This is a genomic window from Sphingobacterium psychroaquaticum (assembly GCF_004421025.1).
GTDB lineage: Bacteria > Bacteroidota > Bacteroidia > Sphingobacteriales > Sphingobacteriaceae > Sphingobacterium > Sphingobacterium psychroaquaticum.
Genome location: NZ_CP038029.1, coordinates 206,778 through 226,582 on the forward strand (window position 1 = coordinate 206,778; position 19,805 = coordinate 226,582).

The 19,805-nt window shown below is 40.0% G+C and carries 23 protein-coding genes and 1 tRNA gene; 13 read left to right on the top strand and 11 right to left on the bottom strand.

The features are described 5' to 3' along the window. Positions 1-152: 152 nt before the first annotated feature. The 3 genes from E2P86_RS00870 (at position 153) to E2P86_RS00880 (ending at position 2,837) form a co-directional block, all read left to right on the top strand. Positions 153-1,484, top strand: a complete 1,332-nt coding sequence (locus E2P86_RS00870) for a metal-dependent hydrolase family protein (protein WP_134430142.1) — start codon at positions 153-155, stop codon at positions 1,482-1,484. Positions 1,485-2,409: 925 nt separating this feature from the next. After that, positions 2,410-2,622, top strand: a complete 213-nt coding sequence (locus tag E2P86_RS00875) for a hypothetical protein (RefSeq protein WP_134430145.1) — start codon at positions 2,410-2,412, stop codon at positions 2,620-2,622. 11 nt (positions 2,623-2,633) lie between these two features. Further along, positions 2,634-2,837, top strand: coding sequence for a hypothetical protein (locus E2P86_RS00880; RefSeq protein ID WP_134430148.1), 204 nt, complete (start codon positions 2,634-2,636; stop codon positions 2,835-2,837). A 457-nt stretch (positions 2,838-3,294) separates the two neighbouring features. On the opposite strand, the gene E2P86_RS00885 is transcribed toward E2P86_RS00880, so the two are convergent. Further along, positions 3,295-3,366 (bottom strand) — tRNA-Glu (locus tag E2P86_RS00885). 98 nt (positions 3,367-3,464) lie between these two features. Then, the gene (purD, locus tag E2P86_RS00890) at positions 3,465-4,739 is read right to left on the bottom strand and encodes a phosphoribosylamine--glycine ligase (protein WP_134430151.1); all 1,275 of its coding nucleotides are present in this window, start codon (positions 4,737-4,739) and stop codon (positions 3,465-3,467) included. Between the two features lie 193 nt (positions 4,740-4,932). Here purD and E2P86_RS00895 point away from each other — a divergent pair, with 193 nt between their 5' ends. Then, positions 4,933-7,578, top strand: a complete 2,646-nt coding sequence (locus E2P86_RS00895; protein ID WP_134430154.1) for a TonB-dependent receptor plug domain-containing protein — start codon at positions 4,933-4,935, stop codon at positions 7,576-7,578. A gap of 1 nt (position 7,579) precedes the next feature. Here E2P86_RS00895 and E2P86_RS00900 read toward each other — a convergent pair whose 3' ends face one another. After that, positions 7,580-8,896 (bottom strand): M20/M25/M40 family metallo-hydrolase, encoded by a 1,317-nt coding sequence (locus tag E2P86_RS00900; protein WP_134430157.1) that lies wholly within the window; start codon positions 8,894-8,896, stop codon positions 7,580-7,582. Between the two features lie 179 nt (positions 8,897-9,075). Here E2P86_RS00900 and E2P86_RS00905 point away from each other — a divergent pair, with 179 nt between their 5' ends. The 3 genes from E2P86_RS00905 (at position 9,076) to E2P86_RS00915 (ending at position 9,979) form a co-directional block, all read left to right on the top strand. After that, a complete protein-coding gene (locus E2P86_RS00905; RefSeq protein ID WP_085474094.1) occupies positions 9,076-9,390 on the top strand; it encodes a rhodanese-like domain-containing protein in 315 nt (104 codons plus the stop codon). Positions 9,391-9,453: 63 nt separating this feature from the next. Beyond that, positions 9,454-9,744 carry a hypothetical protein gene (locus E2P86_RS00910; protein ID WP_134430160.1) on the top strand — a complete coding sequence of 97 codons (291 nt, stop codon included), beginning with the start codon at positions 9,454-9,456 and terminating at the stop codon, positions 9,742-9,744. 10 nt (positions 9,745-9,754) lie between these two features. Beyond that, positions 9,755-9,979 carry a DUF6358 family protein gene (locus E2P86_RS00915; protein ID WP_085474096.1) on the top strand — a complete coding sequence of 75 codons (225 nt, stop codon included), beginning with the start codon at positions 9,755-9,757 and terminating at the stop codon, positions 9,977-9,979. A gap of 32 nt (positions 9,980-10,011) precedes the next feature. Here the strand turns inward: E2P86_RS00915 and gcvT are convergent, their stop codons facing one another. The 6 genes from gcvT to E2P86_RS00945 all read right to left on the bottom strand — a co-directional run bounded on the left by gcvT (position 10,012) and on the right by E2P86_RS00945 (position 14,307). Next, positions 10,012-11,094, bottom strand: coding sequence for a glycine cleavage system aminomethyltransferase GcvT (gcvT, locus tag E2P86_RS00920; protein WP_134430163.1), 1,083 nt, complete (start codon positions 11,092-11,094; stop codon positions 10,012-10,014). Between the two features lie 93 nt (positions 11,095-11,187). Continuing rightward, complete coding sequence (locus tag E2P86_RS00925) at positions 11,188-12,012, bottom strand: DUF6929 family protein (RefSeq protein WP_134430166.1); 825 nt, start codon at positions 12,010-12,012, stop codon at positions 11,188-11,190. Further along, positions 12,009-12,692, bottom strand: coding sequence for a pseudouridine synthase (locus E2P86_RS00930; protein ID WP_134430168.1), 684 nt, complete (start codon positions 12,690-12,692; stop codon positions 12,009-12,011). The genes E2P86_RS00925 and E2P86_RS00930 overlap by 4 nt, the downstream gene beginning before the upstream one ends. Then, on the bottom strand, positions 12,692-13,060 hold the full coding sequence (locus E2P86_RS00935) for a DUF4359 domain-containing protein (RefSeq protein ID WP_134430171.1): 369 nt from the start codon (positions 13,058-13,060) through the stop codon (positions 12,692-12,694). Before E2P86_RS00935 ends, E2P86_RS00930 begins: the two co-directional genes overlap by 1 nt. 43 nt (positions 13,061-13,103) lie before the next feature. Further along, complete coding sequence (locus E2P86_RS00940) at positions 13,104-13,580, bottom strand: DUF4112 domain-containing protein (protein WP_085474101.1); 477 nt, start codon at positions 13,578-13,580, stop codon at positions 13,104-13,106. A 4-nt stretch (positions 13,581-13,584) separates the two neighbouring features. After that, on the bottom strand, positions 13,585-14,307 hold the full coding sequence (locus E2P86_RS00945; protein WP_234991290.1) for an SIMPL domain-containing protein: 723 nt from the start codon (positions 14,305-14,307) through the stop codon (positions 13,585-13,587). 268 nt (positions 14,308-14,575) lie between these two features. Between E2P86_RS00945 and E2P86_RS00950 the strand changes: the two genes are divergently transcribed. Beyond that, the gene (locus E2P86_RS00950) at positions 14,576-14,767 is read left to right on the top strand and encodes a cold-shock protein (RefSeq protein ID WP_085474210.1); all 192 of its coding nucleotides are present in this window, start codon (positions 14,576-14,578) and stop codon (positions 14,765-14,767) included. Between the two features lie 99 nt (positions 14,768-14,866). On the opposite strand, the gene E2P86_RS00955 is transcribed toward E2P86_RS00950, so the two are convergent. Then, positions 14,867-15,289, bottom strand: coding sequence for a DUF805 domain-containing protein (locus E2P86_RS00955; RefSeq protein WP_085474103.1), 423 nt, complete (start codon positions 15,287-15,289; stop codon positions 14,867-14,869). Positions 15,290-15,376: 87 nt separating this feature from the next. Continuing rightward, positions 15,377-16,102, bottom strand: a complete 726-nt coding sequence (recO, locus tag E2P86_RS00960; protein ID WP_134430174.1) for a DNA repair protein RecO — start codon at positions 16,100-16,102, stop codon at positions 15,377-15,379. A gap of 242 nt (positions 16,103-16,344) precedes the next feature. On the opposite strand from recO, the gene rpmB reads away from it, so the two are divergent. From rpmB to rimO, 5 genes are all read left to right on the top strand, one after another. After that, positions 16,345-16,578, top strand: a complete 234-nt coding sequence (rpmB, locus tag E2P86_RS00965) for a 50S ribosomal protein L28 (RefSeq protein WP_085474105.1) — start codon at positions 16,345-16,347, stop codon at positions 16,576-16,578. A 69-nt stretch (positions 16,579-16,647) separates the two neighbouring features. Continuing rightward, positions 16,648-16,830 (top strand): 50S ribosomal protein L33, encoded by a 183-nt coding sequence (gene rpmG / locus E2P86_RS00970; protein WP_085474106.1) that lies wholly within the window; start codon positions 16,648-16,650, stop codon positions 16,828-16,830. A gap of 40 nt (positions 16,831-16,870) precedes the next feature. Further along, complete coding sequence (locus tag E2P86_RS00975; protein WP_085474107.1) at positions 16,871-17,032, top strand: DUF4295 domain-containing protein; 162 nt, start codon at positions 16,871-16,873, stop codon at positions 17,030-17,032. A gap of 254 nt (positions 17,033-17,286) precedes the next feature. Continuing rightward, positions 17,287-18,252 (top strand): signal recognition particle-docking protein FtsY, encoded by a 966-nt coding sequence (ftsY, locus tag E2P86_RS00980; RefSeq protein WP_085474108.1) that lies wholly within the window; start codon positions 17,287-17,289, stop codon positions 18,250-18,252. 84 nt (positions 18,253-18,336) lie between these two features. Further along, the gene (gene rimO / locus E2P86_RS00985; RefSeq protein WP_085474109.1) at positions 18,337-19,671 is read left to right on the top strand and encodes a 30S ribosomal protein S12 methylthiotransferase RimO; all 1,335 of its coding nucleotides are present in this window, start codon (positions 18,337-18,339) and stop codon (positions 19,669-19,671) included. Positions 19,672-19,805 lie beyond the last annotated feature (134 nt).

Here is a 19,805-nt window from a genome sequence, read left to right on the forward strand (position 1 = left end):
GGGGTCTTCTGTTTCGTATGAAGAAAATGTAAATATTCCCTTTTATCCCTATAAAAACCTATTTTAGGGTTTTTATCCAAAGGGCTTAATAAACCTTTTCGGCAAAAATGTATTTATATCACTATAGTATTTACTTCAGAAACTCTTTGATTATGCTTTTACGACATTTATGTGCGGTCTTTATGAGCGCGGTTGGATTTTTTCCAACCATGGCACAACAGAAGTCTGTTTTATTAGAAAATGTGCGGATTTTAGATCATGCATCGCAGACACTTACTGCACCGCAACATGTTTTGATTGCTAACAATGTGATTCAGACCATCAGTAAGACTCCTATTTCTGTAAATGGGCAGGATGTGGAACGAATTAATGGTGGTGGTAAAACGTTGATGCCGGGGTTGATTGATGTGCATGTGCATATGGTATTTGGCGCATTGACGATGCCACAGATGATGACTAATGATTTGTCGGATGAGTTCTTATTGGATAAAGTAGGAAAATCGGCACAGCAGATGTTGATGCGTGGCTTTACGAGCGTTCGGGATGTTGGAGGACCTATTTTTCCACTAAAGGCGGCAATCGATAAAGGAAAGCTTCCTGGGCCGCGTATATGGCCTTCGGGTGCAACGATTAGTCAGACGGCGGGACATGGTGACTTCCGGACACCAAATGAACGCTCGCGACGGTTTTTTGGAGAAGTTTCACGGGCAGAGCGATATGGCGCAACTTTTATTGCTGATGGACGTGATGAGGTCCTGACCGCTGTTCGTGAAAACCTACGGTTTGGCGCGAGCCAGATCAAGCTGATGGCAGGGGGTGGTACCTCTTCGGCTTATGACCCAGTGGATGTCACGCAGTATACGTTAGACGAAATGAAGGCTGCGGTTGAAGCGGCAGAAGATTGGGGGACATATGTAACAGTACATGCCTATACCCCACGTGCCATTAGACGGGCTATAGAAGCGGGAGTACGGTGTATTGAGCACGGGCAACTTTTGGATGAGGAAACGTTAGCGCTTATTGCGCAGAAAGGTATTTGGCTTAGTTTACAGAATTTGGTGGATGATACGCCTGATATGGATCCCCAACGTCGTTTGAAGCGTAAGCCTGTAATTGAAGGACAGGAGAAGGTATGGCCTTTAGCGAAGAAACATGGGGTGAAATTGGCCTGGGGCACTGATTTCCTTTTCGAGCCTGAATTGAATGAACAACAGAATGCATTTATCTTGCGTATGCAGAAATGGTTTACGAACGCCGAAATATTAAAAATGATTACCCAGGATAATGCTGATGTTTTACAATTAGCGGGGTTACGTAGCCCATATCCTGGTAAACTAGGTGTAATCGAAGAGGGGGCAATGGCAGATTTACTTTTGGTGGACGGGAATCCGTTGCAGGATTTGTCGGTGATTGCTAATCCGGACAAGAATTTCCTTTTAATTATGAAGGATGGGCAGATTTTTAAAAATATCCTCAAGAAATAATAATTCCCTTATCAATTGGGAAGTAGTTAAAATGAACCTTTAGTCCCCTTGGTTGAGAGATTGTTCTCTGTCAACGTACTAAAGCGAGATTAACTATTCCGCAGGAGAAGAATTTGGTCTACCAACGTGTTCGGTTTTAGTGTGGAGTATTAGCAGGAAGAAGATAATTTTGTAATTGCGCTTTTTTTAGTTTAGTAGTTGGTTGAGGTCTTACGAAGGGAAAGCCCACATTTTGAGGAGGGAAGTGTAGCTCAAATGTGCTTTTATACTCATTCATTGTTTGAAAAAGGGCAAGGTTACAAAACAGGTGATTTTCAGCTCTTCATAACATAAAAAAAGCGACTCTTTTGAAGTCGCTTTTTTTGTAGCTCTTAGGGGAGCTGAACGCTACTTATACTAATGTTTGAAACAATTTGTTTTCCTCTTTACTAAGGTGGTGTCTAATGATGTAATGCCTTGTAAAACAGTCCGCCTAAATGGTAGAACAATTTATATATAAAAAACAATGAGACCATTGAAATTATAATGATTTTTCTATTCTTAATATAGAAATCTACTACGAAATTTTCCATTTCTTATCTGTGATGTGTGATGATGTACATTTATTAATATCTATTTTTTAGCTATTAGCTAGACTTGAATTCTCAATATACTCATAATTTTTTGTTTATCCCTGCGCTGTTTTAGTCTTTTTGGAATCCTGCAATACTAGAGTGTGCAACTAAAGTAGGGTTACTCAGTGCTAAAAAAAAGCATCAAAAGAAGGGAGAGCGACTGTATACTGTGTTGATTGAACCATTATTTTTAGATTTTTAGTTCACTGCTTTTTTTGTGTATTGAGTGAAAGTAACTTAGCACTATTGTTCAACATAAGCAGTTTCCGAAAAGGCTTGTTAATAGAGTAGGAGTGATATAAAAGAATGAAATGAACATATTGAAGGTGCATAAAAATATTATTAAAGAGTTGGGTAGCAAGGAGATGAGTGAAGTTGAAGAAGGAGTTTTGTCTCATGTTTTTACAGGGGTTGCTTCCATTCTTGCTGCGGGATTTATTTATGAAACTATAAATAATTACGATAAGATGGTTGAAGCAATAAATGACGGGTATAATGACACACGAAATGCATTAAAAAGATAAAAATGAAGGAAATGAAAAAAATGATATTAATCGATATGGCTGAACAGGAGTTGGTCCATACGAATGGAGGGGGAAGGACGCTTACGGAATGGGTTTATTATGGTATTGGTGCAGCTATTGCGACGGTTGTTCAGGCTTTTGAGGGTGGTGCTGAAATTAGCAGTTCAGCAGATAAGGATACTATGTTTGGACATTATGGTGGCGCTAGGCCCTGACTTGTCGTTACAGGGTTCTAATCTGCTTAAACTATGCGAAAGACATACTTCTTCCTCACTGTGTTTTTTTTATGTCCTGGTTATTTACTAAACTCTGTTTATCGACCTTATGTATATGTAAATAAGTTAAAAGATTTTGGTTTGTCAGATATGGGGAACAATCTAGTATTTGTTCCAGGCATTTATTTTTTGTGTATGCTTGTCCGTAACAAACCATTTAGTACCTATTTCGTGGACGTTCTACTTATCTTGGGTATTTACTTGTGTGTCGAGGTTTTACAATTGTTCGATTTTGTTCCGGGAACATTTGATTTTTTGGATATTGTTGGATTGATAGGAGGAGCAATAGTTACTTTTATTTTGAGCAAGAAAATACATAATTTCTAAAAAATAAAACCCTTCATTTCAGCTCTTCATAACATAAAAAAAAGCGACTCTTTTGAAGTCGCTTTTTTCGTAGCCCGTAGGGGAATCGAACCCCTGTTTCAAGAATGAAAATCTTGCGTCCTAACCCCTAGACGAACGGGCCAATTGCTTTTGGTGATGCAAATATAAGAGCAATATTTGTATCACCAAAATAAATTAAAGCAGTTTTTTGTAATCTATTGACATTGAAAAGATTATTTTTTAAATAAGATCAAAGCCGATATCTCTACGGAAATATTTACGCTCGTAGAAGATTCTTCCTGCATCTGCAGTCGCCTGTTGCAGTGCATCAAGCAAGTTATCTTGCAGCGTTGTTACTGCGATTACTCGACCTCCTGCTGTTACTACTTTTCCGTCCACCAATTTGGTGCCTGCGTGGAACACGATAGAGTCCTCTACATTTTCAATATTCAATATCTCCTTACCCGATTCGTACGCGCCCGGGTATCCGCCAGCAACCAACATTACGGTTACAGCCGTTTTTGTGCTCACAGTGAAAGAACGTGTATGCAAATCTCCTTGCGCGACCCCTTCAAATAGATCCAATAGATCCGATTCGATACGAGGCAATACTGATTCTGTTTCAGGGTCACCCATGCGGACATTATATTCAATGACAAAAGGGTCTCCATCCACATTCATCAAACCGATAAAAATAAAGCCTTTATATGGGATATTATCCTTTTTTAAGCCATCGACAGTCGGTTTAATAACGCGTTCCTCTACTTTGCTTAAAAAGGTTTCATCTGCAAAAGGAACAGGAGAGATAGAACCCATTCCACCCGTATTCAGTCCTGTGTCGCCCTCACCGATGCGTTTATAATCCTTCGCAGAAGGCAATACCTTGTAGGAATTTCCGTCGGTCAATACAAATACTGAAAGTTCAATACCTTTCAAGAACTCTTCGATAACAACGACAGAACTTGCTTCACCAAATTTTGCATCATCAATCATTGCTTTAAGCTCCGCTTTGGCATCTTCCAAGGTTTCACAAATCAAAACACCTTTTCCCGCGGCTAATCCATCTGCTTTAAGGACGATTGGTAGCTTTTGCGTTTCCAAATATGCCAATCCATCTGCGAGGTTTGATTTGTCAAACGACTTATAGGCAGCCGTTGGGATATTATGACGTATCATAAACTCTTTAGAGAAATCCTTTGATCCCTCCAACTGGGCACCTAAGCGCTCTGGTCCAATAACAGGGATATGTTTTAAGTCGTCACGTTCTAGGAAGAAATCATGAATACCTTTTACTAAAGGCTCTTCAGGACCAACGACCACCATATTAATGTTGTTGTCCAATACAAATTGTGCGATGCCTGTAAAGTCTGTTACTTTCAGGTCTACATTCTGTCCGTATTGATGCGTGCCAGCGTTGCCTGGGGCAATAAATAGTTTTGGCGATTTAGGACTTTTCGATAGTTTGTAAGCAAAGGCAGATTCACGTCCGCCCGAACCGATGATTAGGATGTTCATGGTAGCAAAGATACCGATGTAAATTAATAATCTATAGAAATTAAGTTATATGATGTTATTTTCTCTATTTGATTGTTATTAAAGGCTGTATAGCACGCGAGGGGGATCTGAAAAAATAATAATTAGGTAATACTTTAACGATTGTATTTGATAATATTTTTATCTAAGTTTAAATAAAAATTAACCTGCTATAATGAACTTAAAGAAACTACAGCTCCTTTGCTTGCTTTGTTTACCATTTACCATTTTTGCACAGGATGTTCAATCGCTTCTTGCTAAGATTAACAGCTATCATGACCATAGGCCGATAGAGAAGTTGTATGTGCATTTGGATAAGCATACTTACACGGCAGGTGAAACTATTTGGTTTAAACTATATGATGTTGTCGGGGTGGAAAACTTACTTTCTAATCTGAGCAATATAGCCTATGTAGACCTGATTGACCCGAAGGGGGATAAGATACAAAGTGTCAAAATTCCTGTTAGCAGTGGTTTGGGTATAGGTGATATCAGCCTTCGGGACACCCTGATTGAAGGGACGTACCGCGTCCGCGGGTATACCAACTGGATGCGGAATGATAGTAGTATGTATTTTTTTGATCAGCCTGTAAATATTAGTAATGGACGTTCGGATAATGTGATTACAAGTTCTACTGTGGAGGGCAATCAATATATCATTCGGCTGGAAGACTTGAATAAAAAAGCACTAGAGAAAGTTACAGTTCGTTACTCGATGGAGAAGAATGGGAAGGTCGTAAAACGGGGGAAAGTAACTAGTGATGAGAACGGAGAAATTATACTTCCTTTCCAAGAAGAGCAATTTGGAGCACGACTGTCGATTTCCTTTGACAATGCGAACAAGAATAGTGTAGAGAAAATTTTTAAGCTTCCGGCGGGTATTGCACAAAAAAACAGTGTTCAGTTTTTTGCTGAGGGAGGAAATTTCTTGTTGGGTGGGCTGAATAATTTAGCGGTTAAATCGTTGCGACCAGATGGCAAGGGGATAAAATCCAAGACATTGATCTTGACAGAGAAGAGCGATACGGCTGCCATGGTGGAAACGAATGAGCTCGGGATGGGGGCGTCTATGCTATACATCGATCATGAAGGGCCATTGCGGACAAAAACCACTTTTGACGATGGAACCATCGTGGAGAGTGAACTGCCAAAAGTGGTTGCATCTGGATATAATATGGTGGTAAATAATGCTGGTGCAACCAAATTGTTTGCGCAGGTCAACTTAACGGAAGATAAACGGACCAATCAAGATATTTATTTCTTGGTGCAGTATTTAGGGCGTGTCTACTATGTTTCAAAGCAGAAGGCAAGTAAGAGGGAGATAGCGTTTGTCGCACAAAAGGCTGATTTACCTTCAGGCATATTAACGATTACTATTTTAGATCATAATATGGTACCTGTGGTGGAGCGGCCAGTATTTTTATATAAAGAGGAGAGTCGCTTACCTTTATCGGGACAGACAGAGGGTAGTGTATACGGCGCACGTAAAAAAGTAACGGTGCAGCTGGAAACGGGGAAAGCAACGGATACTGTGCGGAATGCTGCGTTATCGGCATCTGTCGTTGATTTAAGTACGGTTGGTGGAATGCCAAATTTGATGGGTAATATATATAGTAGCTTATTTCTACAGGCTGATATTAAGGGGTATATTGAAAAGCCTGGTTTCTATTTCGATGGGGAAGTTAAGGTTAAAGATATAGATTATCTCTTATTGACGCAGGGATGGCGAAAAATCGATGTACAAGGCTCGTTGGATACTGCAGCACCAGCCTTTGCACCTGAGAAGGGAATTACAATTGCGGGACAAACCCGTAAACTAGGACGTAAGGCTCCTTTTCCAAACGCGAAGGTAACGTTGGTGTCGACAAAGAATTTTATGGATTTTATTGATACAACCTCAAACGAGAATGGCGATTTTGTTTTCGATGAACTCTTCTTTCCGGATAGTGTGAAGTTTTTGGTTACAGCTAAAGATACCAAAGGCAAGAATAATATTGATATCGTTGTGCCAGGAGAAACGGCGCCAATCGTGGGAGCTAATCGTAATAGCCCGGATGAATTAAATAATGTTAACCAATTTTTGGCAGCGGACCTTACACGATCCAAGCAATATTTTGCGGGTTTAGAATCACAAGGATTGATGGAGAAAAGCATTGCGATCGAGTCTGTGACGGTGACTGCACGTGCGCCACGAAAAAAAGCTTCTGAAAACTCATCTAATCTGAATGGCCCAGGTAATGCTGATCAGGTGATCACCGCGGAGGAGTTGGAGACTTGCGCAACGCTAGAGATGTGTTTGCAAGGTCGGTTGATGGGCGTGATGTTTCAAAATGGAGTACCACATACCACTCGGGGTGGAGGCGAAATGCAAGTCGTGCTCGATGGAATGTATATTGAGGGGGATCAATTATCGATGATTAACCCCGTGGATGTGCAAAGTGTAGAAGTTCTGCGGAATGCAAGCTATACGGCTATTTACGGAATGCACGGAGGGAACGGTTTGATAATCATCACCTCCAAGACGGGTAAGGATGCGATGCGTAACTATGTGCCTAAGGGTATTTTGACAGTTCAACCTAAAGGTCTTCACTTGAACAAGACATTTTACAAGCCTGTATATGAGGTGGATTCAGATAAAAAGCTAAACCAGGATTTACGTAGTACAATCCATTGGGAGCCAAATATTATTACGGATCAAGCGGGGAACGGGAAGTTTGATTTCTATACCGCCGACCGCCCAGGTAAATACCTGATTACGGTCGAGGGAATAGATTTTATGGGAAGAGTTGGTCGCAAGACGATAGAGATAGAGGTTAAATAAGCTAGTCTCTAAGTTTCTCGACGCGTGACGGCGTTTGCTCTCCCTTGATGATGCCCATTACACCAGTGGCAATAGCTTCAATGGTGGCGTTTATATTGTTCATGTTGAGCGTAGAGACTTCGTCTTTTACGGTATGATAATATTCGTCTTTGTCAATTTGCGACGTGGAAAAGGTATGTGCGGGGACACCCAGAGCCGCTAATACGGCGTTGTCGCTGCGGTAGAATAGATTCTGCTGCGGGTAAGGGTCTGGGTGAAAGGTGAAGGCGGTACCTTTTACTTGCTCTTGCATAAGTTGCGCCAGATTGGAGTTTTTGTATCCTGTAACATAGAGTGAGTTCGGACCAAACTTTGAATCTTTACCGATCATTTCAATGTTTATCATGGCGACAACTTTGTCGGGGTCAATATTGTTGGAGAAGTATTTTGAACCAAACATTCCTATTTCTTCGGCGGTGAACGCAACGAAAATTAAGGTTCGTTCGTTTTGATCTAGCTTCTGGAAATGTTTGGCCAAGCTAATCATAGCTGTCGTACCAGAGGCATCATCATCAGCTCCGTTGGCAATCGAATCTTGACCGACAGGTGTTACGACGCCCAGATGGTCGTAATGTCCGGAGAATACAACAAATTCGTCGGCCTTAGATTTTCCTGGAATTACAGCTGCGACATTAAATAAAGGCAAATCTTGTCTTTTTGTACTAGCTTGAATGTTAAAGGAATTGATGGCCGCTTGTTTTAGGATAAACACTTTGCTTGGACCTGCCGCTATGTCTTGGTCTTGCTTCGTTGTTACATTTTCGCGTGAAAAGATCGTTTTGAATCGTGCCAGCATATCGGCAAAAGAAGGATCTACCCAGACGATGTTATTGTTCGGGTTATTGCGTACGATTTCTCGGAATCGCATAGAAAAATCTTCTCCTTTTTTTATTTCCAGCTGTTCAATATTGTTTTTTTCTGTCCATTGAATTTGGGGTGATGCACTAATGACAACAAATTCTTGTGCTTGGATATTATTATGGTTGACCTGTACGACCTGTTCTCCAGGCGTTATTCGGGTGACGTGAAAAGTTTGACGGTAATTGTCTTCTGCATATGGTTTTAGGCCTGCTTGGCGAAACTCATTGGCAATAAAATCGGCTGCTTTATCAATGTCTTTCGTGAATGATGCGCGCCCGCGCATATCATCAGAAGCAAGTGTTTCAATAATACGTTTTACATCCGTGGGGTCTACACTTTGTGCAACACTTACTTGCGCCATACAGGCATATGCTGTGGCTAAGCAGGAGAGAAATGATAGTACTTGTTTTTTATTCATGATCTATATTGTATTATTTGAGCGGGTTACAATCTTGTTAAATGGTGGGGCAAGTTACAAAAAACATCAATGATATAGCGGAGATGTTCGCGGTGTGGCATTGCATATAAATATAAAAATAGGTAAGTTTGGTAGACTTTATGTGGCGTTTGGTAGCCCTAGAGATAATAAAAACAACTATGAAAGAAGTTACAGTTCAAGAGTTAAAAGGCATGATCGATAGCAACGAAGATTTTCAATTAATCGACGTTCGTGAACCTTTTGAATACGAAGTATCACACATTAACGGATTAAATATCCCATTAGCAGGTATTGTTATTGAGGCGGATAAGATTGCAAAAGATAAACCTGTTATTATTCAGTGTCGTTCTGGGAAAAGAAGTGCGCAGGCGGTGATGTTGTTAGAGCAGCAAGGGTTTGATAACTTAGCGAATCTAAAAGGCGGAATATTGGCGTGGAAAGAAGAGATCGATCCAGAAATGGATGTTTATTAGGATAAATTAGTCACCTAAAAGTGCGTTTCTAATCCCTGAAAAGAAAATGTGTAACTTTACCGAATGAAAGATTTGGTGCATCAAACAAGACAAGCTTTTTATTTTAGTCTTGGTTTTTACATATTGGCTATTGTTCTCAAGGTGCTGTATTTCTCCCTGGCAGATGTGTTGATAAGCATTGCTTTGCTACTATCGTTGTTATGGGTGGTTTTAGTTTTACGAGAGATCATGATGTCAACACAATTATCCACAACCGAGCGCATGCTCTTATGTGTCTTTATCGTGTTTGGTAATGTGTTGGCTGGGGTTGCCTATTTCTTTTTTATCCGAGAACGCGTATTGGGAAAAAAGTAGAACAAGAGAGATGACTAAGTATTTTATTTTAAACGTTGTATTGAACTTTGCTATTGCCTTTTTAGTTTATAGTGCGGTCGTATCTTTTCAATCGGGAAATCAACTCGTATTATTTGCTGCTGTAGCCTTATTGGTTGTGTTAGTTTATTTGAAGGTGGTTTTGCTTAAGATTGTTAAAAAGAATGCAAAAGAAAAAGCAAGTTCCACGGGAAGCAAACCCGTTAAGAAAAAATAAAAAGGGAGCTAAAAGCTCCCTTTTTTAATGTTTTATTTTACGAAAGGTGGTTTTTTAACTACCGCTTTTACCGATTGGTTACGAATAGAAATAAAAATCTCTGTTCCCTCTTTGGTGAAAGCGTTGTCAACATAACCCAAGCCGATAGATTTTTTCAGTGTTGGCGACTGTGTACCTGAAGTAACACGGCCAATTTTATTGCCTTCTGCATCTACAATTTCGTAGTCATGACGTGGTATACCGCGGTCTATCATTTCGAAGCCTACGAGCTTTTGTGATACGCCTTTCTCTTTTTCTGCTTTTAGCGCTTCGCTGTTTACAAAATCTTTTGTGAATTTAGTAACCCAACCTAAGCCCGCTGCTAAAGGAGACGTATTGTCATCAATATCATTACCGTACAAGCAGAAGCCCATTTCTAAACGCAGTGTATCACGTGCCCCTAAACCGATTGGTTTGATGCCATATGGCGCGCCTGCTTCGAAGATAGCGTCCCATACTTTTTGTGCATCTTCGTTCGCTACATAGATTTCGAATCCACCAGCTCCCGTATACCCTGTTGCAGAAATCAATACATTGTCTACACCTGCAAATGTTCCTTTTTGGAAGGTGTAGTATTCCATTGGAGCAAGCTCCAGTTCGGTCAACGACTGTAATGCATCTGCTGCCTTAGGGCCTTGAACAGCAAATAGGGAAGTGTTGTCCGAAATGTTTTTCATATCAACACCAAATGTGTTGAATTTGCTGATCCAGTTCCAGTCTTTTTCAATGTTGGAAGCATTGACCACCAAGAAATATGTTTGTTCGTCGATACGGTAAATTAAAAAATCGTCGATTACACCACCTGTCTCATTTGGGATATAGGCATATTGCACTTTTCCATCGTAGAGCTTAGACGCATCGTTCGAAGAGATTTTTTGGATTAGATCTAATGCTTTCTCTCCTTTAAGGATGAATTCTCCCATGTGGCTCACATCGAAAACGCCAACACCTTGACGGACGGTTTCGTGTTCGTCATTGATTCCAGAATACTGAACAGGCATGTTGAAGCCAGCAAAAGGTACCATTTTCGCACCAAGCTGGATATGGTGCTCGGTTAGTGCAGTGTTTTTACTCATGTCAATTATATAAATCTTATTTTTTCAAAAATAGTCAAAAAAAGACCATTTAAAGCCTCAATTATTATCAAATCTTTAATTCACGCAATCGATTTACCGTTGTATGCTAAGCTTATACACTTTTGTCTCGCCGGTATCGTCATCACTGTCTTCACAGAGCAGGAAACTGATGTGGTTAGGCGTACTTTCGTAATAGGTTAGACCTTCAAACTTATGATGATTACTTATTGTTTTTGTCCATAAGACCGATTTGTCTTGTGGGTCCAGACAGCCTACTAGTGTACCTTTTACTTCGCCGTCCAGGTAATTGGAGGCGACATCTTCTGCCGCGGCCATAAAATAGATAAGCCCTTCGTGTAAAATTGCATCTGTAAACCCTGTTGCCACATTATTGATTTTCGGCAAAGTGATTGGATAGAACGCTGTGCCTTCGGTGAAGTCTGTGTTCACAATAAAGACTCCGTTTTGTTGCTGTGGGCCGTTACCTCGGTTGAAGAGCCACCAAGATCCGGCATAGGGGAGGGCTCCCTCAATATTGAAATCAGCCTGCTCAACCTGGAAATCCTTTTGCAACTGTTGGTATAATGGGGTTACGTTGAGAACAATGGCTTTCTCTGAAGAGAGGTCTGTTGTGGCAAGGGACGTTCGTTTCAGCGTGGATCCGGATCCAAATATATAGAATCGATTCTCTTTCTGGCTAATTGCTTCGAAATCCGCTTTGTCTTTTTTTGCAATATTCTCCATTACAGGAGCCTCTAGAAGCGGCCTCTTCTGTAAAGCATGGTCTGTTAGTGTGTAACTGTACAGGTAGTTGCTGTTGTCGGAGATAATATGGACCGTGTTGTTCGTGTATAGTAAACCCGAGGCCGCACCTATTCCTTTGATGGTGAAGAGTATTTCGAGGATGAGATCTTTCATGGTTCTATATTTAACAATTGAAGGACACGTTCGAATTCGGAATGCAAAGGTGCCTCAATGGTTATCGTCGATTGGTTCGAAGGGTGCACGAAGCTGAGCTCCTTGGCATGTAGCATCATGCTATCCATCTTGAAGGTCTCTTTCCAGAACTTGTTTTGCTTGTTGCAACCGTGTGGACGATCAGCAATGATAGGATGGAAAACATGTGCCAGATGACGACGGATCTGGTGCATGCGGCCCGTTATCGGTAGCGCTTCAACCAACGAATAGCGAGAAGTGGTATGTTTTCCTTGTGGTATCGGCAGCTCGGCGCGATGCAACGTCCGGAAATGTGTGAGTGCATCTTGTAACGTTCCATTTTCTTTTTTTAATGGATAATCGACTGAGAAAGTATCTTCCGTATATCCGCGTACAATAGCCCAATAGGTTTTATTTGTTTGACGTGTTGCAAAGAGGTTTTGGAGTTGTGAATCCATCTCTTTTGTAAGGGAAAAGAGTAACGCACCAGCCGTCTTTCGGTCCAGTCGATGGGCCGGGTAAACGGCTTGTCCAATTTGATCGCGCAGCAACTGTAATGCAAATTCGGAGGTGTCGGCAGCAATTGACGATCGGTGCACCAGTAGCCCATGGGGCTTGTTGATTGCGATAATCTCTAGGTCTTTATATAGAATATCAAGCATTATGATCCTTTAATGGCTGCTACAATCTGCTTTGCTTTTTCATCAATCTTTGGGCTTAACCAAATCTGTTTAAACGCACCTCCGCCAATAACTTGTTCTTGATTGTCCCACTGAATCTTGGTTAGTGAGAAGAGATAGTAGTTTTCTACTTTGATATGGTTTTCTAGAAATTGGTCAATAAGCGTATTGCCAAATAACTTCATGCCGAAATCGATGACTTCGTCGTTCTTTTTTCCGGCTTCTTGCTTTAGTAGCTGCGTTGCTTTGGCCTTAACTTCCGCTTCCATTTGTTCGGTGGTCGGATTGGTGAAAACAGCAACCAACATTAACGCAATGAGTGTTAATGCAAAAATTCTTGTCTTGCTCATACATGCAAAAATAGTAAAGGTTTTTAACGGAATGTGGTTCTGTTTAAAATAATGCGATTAGCCATTTACCTAATGACCAGAGAAGTATTATAATAAGTGTGCAGAGGAGGAGGAGAATAGCGAAAATACTAAAGAGGATGCCTTTCGCGCTCCCTTGGTGTTTGTTTTCATAGTAGTATTCTTCAAGAATACGAATGTTCTTTTGATTGGCTTTACTATAAAAATCGTAAATATTGCCTATAAAGGGGATAGCGCCTACTGTTGCATCGGTCATTGTATTTAACAACATTTTTGTCGCTGCTTTTGAACTGACGCCGTTCCGGAACATGATTAGCACAAGTAGAACGGAGATAGTGAAGGTAATAATTTGTCCTGCAATAGGAATAAAGTTTAGAATTGGGTCAATCCCAAATCTGAATTGACCAATTCTAAACTTACTATCCAAGAGTACGGTTACTTTTCGTACCCAGTAAAAATCTTCAGAGACCTTTGTGGGTGTGCTGGTCCGTTCTCTTCGCATTATGTTATAGAAGTTCGTAAACCCCGTCGATGTTGCATGTGAGCTTGATCGGACGGATGCTGATATCTAAATCTTGTGCATTGCCGCCGTCTGCCGCCATTGCCATTTCTGATTTTGCCATCGCATACATGCGAGGTTGCACATCGTTCCAACCAAAAGAGCTATTGTCGTTGATCATTAAGACTTTGCCGATTTTATCTCCTGTAGCTGAAGCAATAATTTCAGCATTCGCACGTGCGTCTTGCACAGCAGCCACTTTAAGCTCTTTTTCGATTTGACGTTTTTGGCTGTGATCGTACCCGTTGATTGAAGTGCTTTCCAGTCCTTTAGCATCGACTTTGTCTAGCATGCTGTTGATACCATTTAAGTTGCTTATTTTCAAGCGAAATTGTTTCGCTTGTAAAAGCTCCGTGTTTTTCTTCTTGGTATTGTTGTCGTAGTTATAGCTGTAGATGTTCTGGATTGTAAAATCTTCTTTCTTCACTCCAATTGCTAGCGCTGCATCATACAATTGTTTCTCGAGTGTTTCGATCGGCATTTTTTTCTTGGTGTTGCCATCAACGAAATATTCTTTTAAGGAAATAGACAGATAAATGATATCTGGAGTTACTTCACGTTCAGCATAGCCTCTAGTGGAAACTTTACGGCTGAATTCAGGGTTTGCAGTTTGTGCGTTCGCCATTGTCATTGTAAAAATTGCTGCGATTAAAATAAGTACTCTTTTCATGTTTGTTTTTAAATATAAGTGTATACTACAAAAATTCATCCATTTTTTGCTATCAAACGATAAAATGGATAGTCATGTTACAGCTCTTTTTAAAACGGCTGTTATTTTTTTCTGCATTACTATAGCTCATTGTTATAGCTTAATGCAATCGTTTTCAAAGCTAGGACTCGTCTGTATATGGAACGTTTAATTTTTTTTAAAATAAATCTAGTCAATGGGAAAAATAATTTATACCTTTAGAATATTACAAAAAACAATATTATTTAAAATGCAAGAAGGCGTAGTAAAATTCTTTAATGAGACCAAAGGTTTCGGTTTCATCATTCCTAACTCTGGCGAGAGCGAGATTTTTGTTCACGTTTCAGGATTGGTTGACAAAGTTCGTGAGAACGACCAGGTTTCTTACGAAGTAGAACAAGGCCGTAAAGGTCTTAATGCGGTAAATGTAAAACTTATCTAAGAATAGATTTATAATATATTTATTGTGAAAAAGCCAGACATATTAATATGTCTGGCTTTTTTGTTTCCGCATGGAACGAGATTTAATATAATGCTGCCTCTATCGACTTCCTGGGATTGGAGGGAAGTTACCAAAAGGGTTGCTTTCATTGCCTTTTGGGTCTGGACCGTATTGATTTTGTCCTCGATCTCCCTCTTTAATGAAAAGATAAATTAAATATATCCAACCTACAAAAGGGATAAACGCGACTAAAAGGAACCACCCAGATTTGTTGGTGTCGTGTAGCCGACGAACTGCAACAGCAATAGAGGGCAGTAGGACGGCTAGTGCATAAATGGAGGATAGTACACCCGATTGGTAGGGAGATGTGTCTCCATAGGTAAGCCCGAATATGCGATCTACGAGGCTCAGTGCTCCGCTAATAATGATGTTAAATAGTACAAACATCCAATATTCTTTTCGACGTGCGCGCCCATTAAAATTTGTGTAATTGTCTCTTACGACTTTGAGGAACCATTCCATAGTTATTTGGTTTTACGTGGATAATCTGTTGGTGTTCTTAAAAAAGACCAATAGATTAACAATTTTAGAGAGGAAGTGTTTTGTGGCTTACTGAAATATCTCCTCCAGGATATATAATGCATGCACTGTTCCGAAGTTCTCGGTATGTAGCTTGTAAAATTCAAGCAACTTTTCCAGCAGGAACTTACGGTCTTCTTTCTCCATTTTTAAGGAAGAAGATTGTTCGAAAGTCATTTGTAAGAGACGGTATAGGATTTCGGTGTGCGGTGCTTGTAAAACATGCGTATGGGCCGGTAGGTTTGTTGTGAATATGCCGTCCATAAGGTCAAAGTATGGGAGTTGTTTTCCGGAGGTTTGCAGCGGTAGGAAACCCAAGAAACGACTGATCTTGATAAGAAATACGAGGTGGAAGTTTGCGAGGTTGTCTTCCGTTTGATCAAGCCAGTGGATCGATTGTTGTATATAATGAAAAAGAAAAGGGTCAGGAGATTGTGATTTTAAAGCTTTATATAATACTTCATTGAGAAACAAGGCCAGCGAACTTTTTATAATGTCCAATGGTATCTGTTTTAGGATAGGGGCGTGTTGCGCTTCTTTGATATGTTGTAACCCCCCATTATCTTTGTGATAGACCACCATCTCAAGCGGGTGTAAGGGTTGAAACAGGTTTGCATGGATCTTGGCTTTCGGTTTCTTTGCTCCATTAATAATGTATGATTGCATACCGAATTGCTCTGTATATATATGTACTATAATGCTGTTTTCTGAATAGCTTGTCGTCTTTAGGGCAATTCCTTTTGTTTTATGGAGCATTTTATTGATCGTTGTCTTTTTTTTACAAAGGTACTAAAGGAGAAAGGATTTTTTTTAAACCGTCTAATGGATTGCTTAATGCGGTATTAGAAGGGGATTAGTGCTTAAAGTAAGCGTTGTAAAGGACTGTTTTTTTAATTATTCTGTTTTCTCTCTTGTATTTACGGATATAAATATAGATATTTGCAAACTCTTTGTGAAAAGAGCAGAAAGAGAACAGACAACATTAAAAATCAAATATCATGTCAAGAATTTGTGATTTAACAGGCAAGGCGGCATTAAAAGGAAATAACGTTTCGCACTCAAACGTAAAGACTAAACGTAAATTTTATCCAAATTTACAAACTAAGCGTTTCTATATTCCAGAAGAAGATCGTTGGATTACACTAAAAGTATCTACTTCTGCAATTAAGACTATCAATAAAAACGGTATTACAGCAGTAATCAGTAAATTTATCCAAAAAGGATCTATTTAATAATTACCGTCTGTTATCTATAATATTCGCGAAATCTAACCTCCGTTGAGGTTGCAATAAAGTAAAACCATGGCTAAAAAAGGAAATAGAGTACAAGTAATTTTAGAGTGTACTGAGCACAAAGAAAGTGGTCTTCCGGGCATGTCTCGTTATATCACTACAAAGAACAAAAAGAATACAACAGAGCGTTTGGAGATGAAGAAATTCAATCCAGTATTGCGTAAAGTTACTGTTCATAAAGAGATTAAATAATTAACTCCGAGCCTTAAAGCTCAACTAAAAATATAATACAATGGCAAAGAAAGCAGTTGCATCGTTGCAAAAAGGGGGTGGTAAAGAGTTTACAAAAGTTGTTCTTACTACTAAATCTGCGAAAACTGGAGCTTATACTTTCAAAGAGAGTATGGTTCACAATGATAAAGTAAAAGAAGTTGTAGCAGCAGCTTCCAAATAAGCAACGTAGGAAATATTCCTTTTTTCTTAACGAAAGTTTTGGCAGATGGCTCGAAAGGAGCTTTCATAAAGTCATACATAGTTGAGAAGCTTTTAAAGTTTTTCTTTAAAAATAAAGAAGCCGTTTTGGTAACATGCCGAAAGGGCTTTTTTTGTACCGCCTATGCTCTTGTATTGTATATACAGGTAAATTTATCTAAGTTTGAGTAGGTTTTTAAACAGAGTATAACAAATATCCATTTCACACGAAATAGTATGGGATTATTCGATTTTTTCAAAAAGAAGCAAGAAACACCAGAGGCTCAAGAAGCGCTGGATAAAGGTTTGGAGAAAACGAAAGAAGGTTTTTTTTCTAAAATTACAAAAGCTGTCGTCGGCAAATCTACGATCGATGATGAGGTCTTGGATAATTTAGAGGAAGTGCTGGTTATGTCGGATGTAGGCGTTACAACGACGTTGAAGATTGTCGATCGTATACAACAACGTGTAGCACGGGATAAGTATGTCGGTACGGATGATTTAAATCGTTTGCTGAAAGAGGAGATCCAGGATTTATTAGCTGAAAACAATAGCAACGATTTCGAACACTTTGAATACGGTAGCCATAAACCTTATGTGATTATGGTTGTGGGTGTTAATGGTGTTGGTAAGACGACAACAATCGGAAAACTTGCGCACCAGCTTAAGGAGGCTGGAAATAAAGTGGTTTTGGGTGCTGCTGATACATTTCGTGCGGCTGCTGTCGATCAGATTAAGCTGTGGGGCGATCGTGTTGGGGTACGTGTTGTGGCACAACCTATGGGCTCTGACCCAGCATCTGTTGCTTTTGATACGGTCAAGTCAGCTGTCGCTAATGGTGATGATGTTGCTATTATTGATACGGCAGGACGACTTCATAACAAGGTGGGGCTGATGAATGAGCTGACAAAGATTAAGAATGTAATGCAAAAGGTTGTTCCTGGTGCACCACATGAAATTTTACTGGTGCTCGATGCCTCGACAGGTCAAAATGCGATTGAGCAAGCTACACAGTTTACACAGGCTACCGATGTTAATGCTCTTGCTTTAACGAAACTGGATGGTACGGCTAAAGGGGGAGTAGTGATTGGTATTTCGGATCAGTTTAAAATTCCTGTTAAATATATTGGTGTCGGTGAGAAAATTGGCGACTTGCAGTTGTTTAATAAAAAAGATTTTGTGGATAGCTTATTCAAAGGGTAATCTGATTGAGAATTCCCAGAAAAGTTAAAACAGGATGCCTGTCATATTTTTTACTATGAAACTGGTGCGTCCTAAATATATACAATGAGAACAAAAAAGTCAACGGCTGCTCCGGTATTGAGTAAGCCAAGAGTGAATGTCGTAACACTAGGGTGTTCCAAAAACATACATGATAGCGAAGTCCTTATGGGACAGCTTAAAGGCAACCAAATTGAGGTTGTTCATGAGTCAAACAATATTCAATCCAATGATATTGTCGTAATTAATACCTGCGGATTTATTGATAATGCTAAGCAGGAATCTATTGATACCATCCTGCAGTTTTCTGAATTAAAGGACCAAGGGAAAGTTAATAAGGTGATTGTAACGGGCTGTTTATCGGAACGTTATAAGCCGGAGTTGCAAAGTGAGATTCCCAATGTGGATGCTTATTTTGGCACGAACGATTTACCGGATTTATTGTCTACGATAGGGGCTGATTATAGACACGAGTTGTTGGGAGAACGTCTTTTGACAACACCATCACATTTTTCTTATTTTAAAATTGCGGAGGGGTGTAATAGGCCTTGTTCTTTTTGTGCGATTCCTTTGATGCGGGGTACACATGTGTCTAAATCTATAGATGATCTTGTGAAAGAGGCCAAGTTTTTGGCATCTAATGGTACAAAAGAACTGATTCTCATTGCGCAGGATTTGACGTATTACGGTTTAGATATTTATGGGAAACGTAATTTGTCGGACTTGTTGCGTCATTTATCTGATGTGGATGGAGTCGAATGGATTCGTCTACAATATGCCTATCCATCGGGTTTCCCTATGGATATTCTAGATGTGATGAACGAGCGTTCCAATATCTGTAATTACCTGGATATGCCTTTGCAGCATATTAGCGACAATATGTTAAAGTCGATGCGTCGTGGCACAACGAAGCAAAAGCAAGTAGACTTAGTGAATAAAATCAGGGATAAAGTGCCTGATATCGCTTTGCGTACGACGTTGATCTGTGGGTATCCGGGCGAGACGGAGCAAGATTTCCAAGAGATGCTGGACTGGGTGGAAGAGACTCGTTTCGATCGCCTAGGCTGTTTTACTTATTCTCACGAGGAAAAGACACATGCACACAGTTTAGAAGATGATGTTCCGGCGGAAGTAAAAGAAGCGCGTGTGGAAGCGATCATGGAAGTGCAACAAGGTATTTCGTACGAAATCAATCAAACCAAAGTTGGCCAACAGTTTAAAGTATTGGTGGACCGCGTCGATGGTGATTATTTTATCGGACGTACAGAGTATGATTCTCCAGAGGTGGATAACGAGGTCGTGCTTAATGCGAAAACTGACTATGCACGTATCGGAGACTTTGTGGAGGTAAAAGTAGACCGCGCTGAAGATTTTGACCTGTACGGTTCCATTGTAAAGTAGTAGCTTGTCATAGCCACGCTAAATTTTAATCTGTGGCGCTACCTTTTCGTAAAAATATGTAATTTGTAGGCTGAACAAAATGGGAGGGCATTCACACTGCTTTCGTCATGTTGTTCAGCCATTTTTACAGAAGA

Coding starts and splice junctions, on each gene's coding strand:
- E2P86_RS00870 (WP_134430142.1), top strand. CDS start 153: ATGCTTTTACGACATTTATGTGCGGTCTTTATGAGCGCGGTTGGATTT.
- E2P86_RS00875 (WP_134430145.1), top strand. CDS start 2,410: ATGAACATATTGAAGGTGCATAAAAATATTATTAAAGAGTTGGGTAGC.
- E2P86_RS00880 (WP_134430148.1), top strand. CDS start 2,634: ATGAAAAAAATGATATTAATCGATATGGCTGAACAGGAGTTGGTCCAT.
- purD (WP_134430151.1), bottom strand. CDS start 4,739: ATGAACATCCTAATCATCGGTTCGGGCGGACGTGAATCTGCCTTTGCT.
- E2P86_RS00895 (WP_134430154.1), top strand. CDS start 4,933: ATGAACTTAAAGAAACTACAGCTCCTTTGCTTGCTTTGTTTACCATTT.
- E2P86_RS00900 (WP_134430157.1), bottom strand. CDS start 8,896: ATGAATAAAAAACAAGTACTATCATTTCTCTCCTGCTTAGCCACAGCA.
- E2P86_RS00905 (WP_085474094.1), top strand. CDS start 9,076: ATGAAAGAAGTTACAGTTCAAGAGTTAAAAGGCATGATCGATAGCAAC.
- E2P86_RS00910 (WP_134430160.1), top strand. CDS start 9,454: ATGAAAGATTTGGTGCATCAAACAAGACAAGCTTTTTATTTTAGTCTT.
- E2P86_RS00915 (WP_085474096.1), top strand. CDS start 9,755: ATGACTAAGTATTTTATTTTAAACGTTGTATTGAACTTTGCTATTGCC.
- gcvT (WP_134430163.1), bottom strand. CDS start 11,094: ATGAGTAAAAACACTGCACTAACCGAGCACCATATCCAGCTTGGTGCG.
- E2P86_RS00925 (WP_134430166.1), bottom strand. CDS start 12,012: ATGAAAGATCTCATCCTCGAAATACTCTTCACCATCAAAGGAATAGGT.
- E2P86_RS00930 (WP_134430168.1), bottom strand. CDS start 12,692: ATGCTTGATATTCTATATAAAGACCTAGAGATTATCGCAATCAACAAG.
- E2P86_RS00935 (WP_134430171.1), bottom strand. CDS start 13,060: ATGAGCAAGACAAGAATTTTTGCATTAACACTCATTGCGTTAATGTTG.
- E2P86_RS00940 (WP_085474101.1), bottom strand. CDS start 13,580: ATGCGAAGAGAACGGACCAGCACACCCACAAAGGTCTCTGAAGATTTT.
- E2P86_RS00945 (WP_234991290.1), bottom strand. CDS start 14,307: ATGAAAAGAGTACTTATTTTAATCGCAGCAATTTTTACAATGACAATG.
- E2P86_RS00950 (WP_085474210.1), top strand. CDS start 14,576: ATGCAAGAAGGCGTAGTAAAATTCTTTAATGAGACCAAAGGTTTCGGT.
- E2P86_RS00955 (WP_085474103.1), bottom strand. CDS start 15,289: ATGGAATGGTTCCTCAAAGTCGTAAGAGACAATTACACAAATTTTAAT.
- recO (WP_134430174.1), bottom strand. CDS start 16,102: ATGCTCCATAAAACAAAAGGAATTGCCCTAAAGACGACAAGCTATTCA.
- rpmB (WP_085474105.1), top strand. CDS start 16,345: ATGTCAAGAATTTGTGATTTAACAGGCAAGGCGGCATTAAAAGGAAAT.
- rpmG (WP_085474106.1), top strand. CDS start 16,648: ATGGCTAAAAAAGGAAATAGAGTACAAGTAATTTTAGAGTGTACTGAG.
- E2P86_RS00975 (WP_085474107.1), top strand. CDS start 16,871: ATGGCAAAGAAAGCAGTTGCATCGTTGCAAAAAGGGGGTGGTAAAGAG.
- ftsY (WP_085474108.1), top strand. CDS start 17,287: ATGGGATTATTCGATTTTTTCAAAAAGAAGCAAGAAACACCAGAGGCT.
- rimO (WP_085474109.1), top strand. CDS start 18,337: ATGAGAACAAAAAAGTCAACGGCTGCTCCGGTATTGAGTAAGCCAAGA.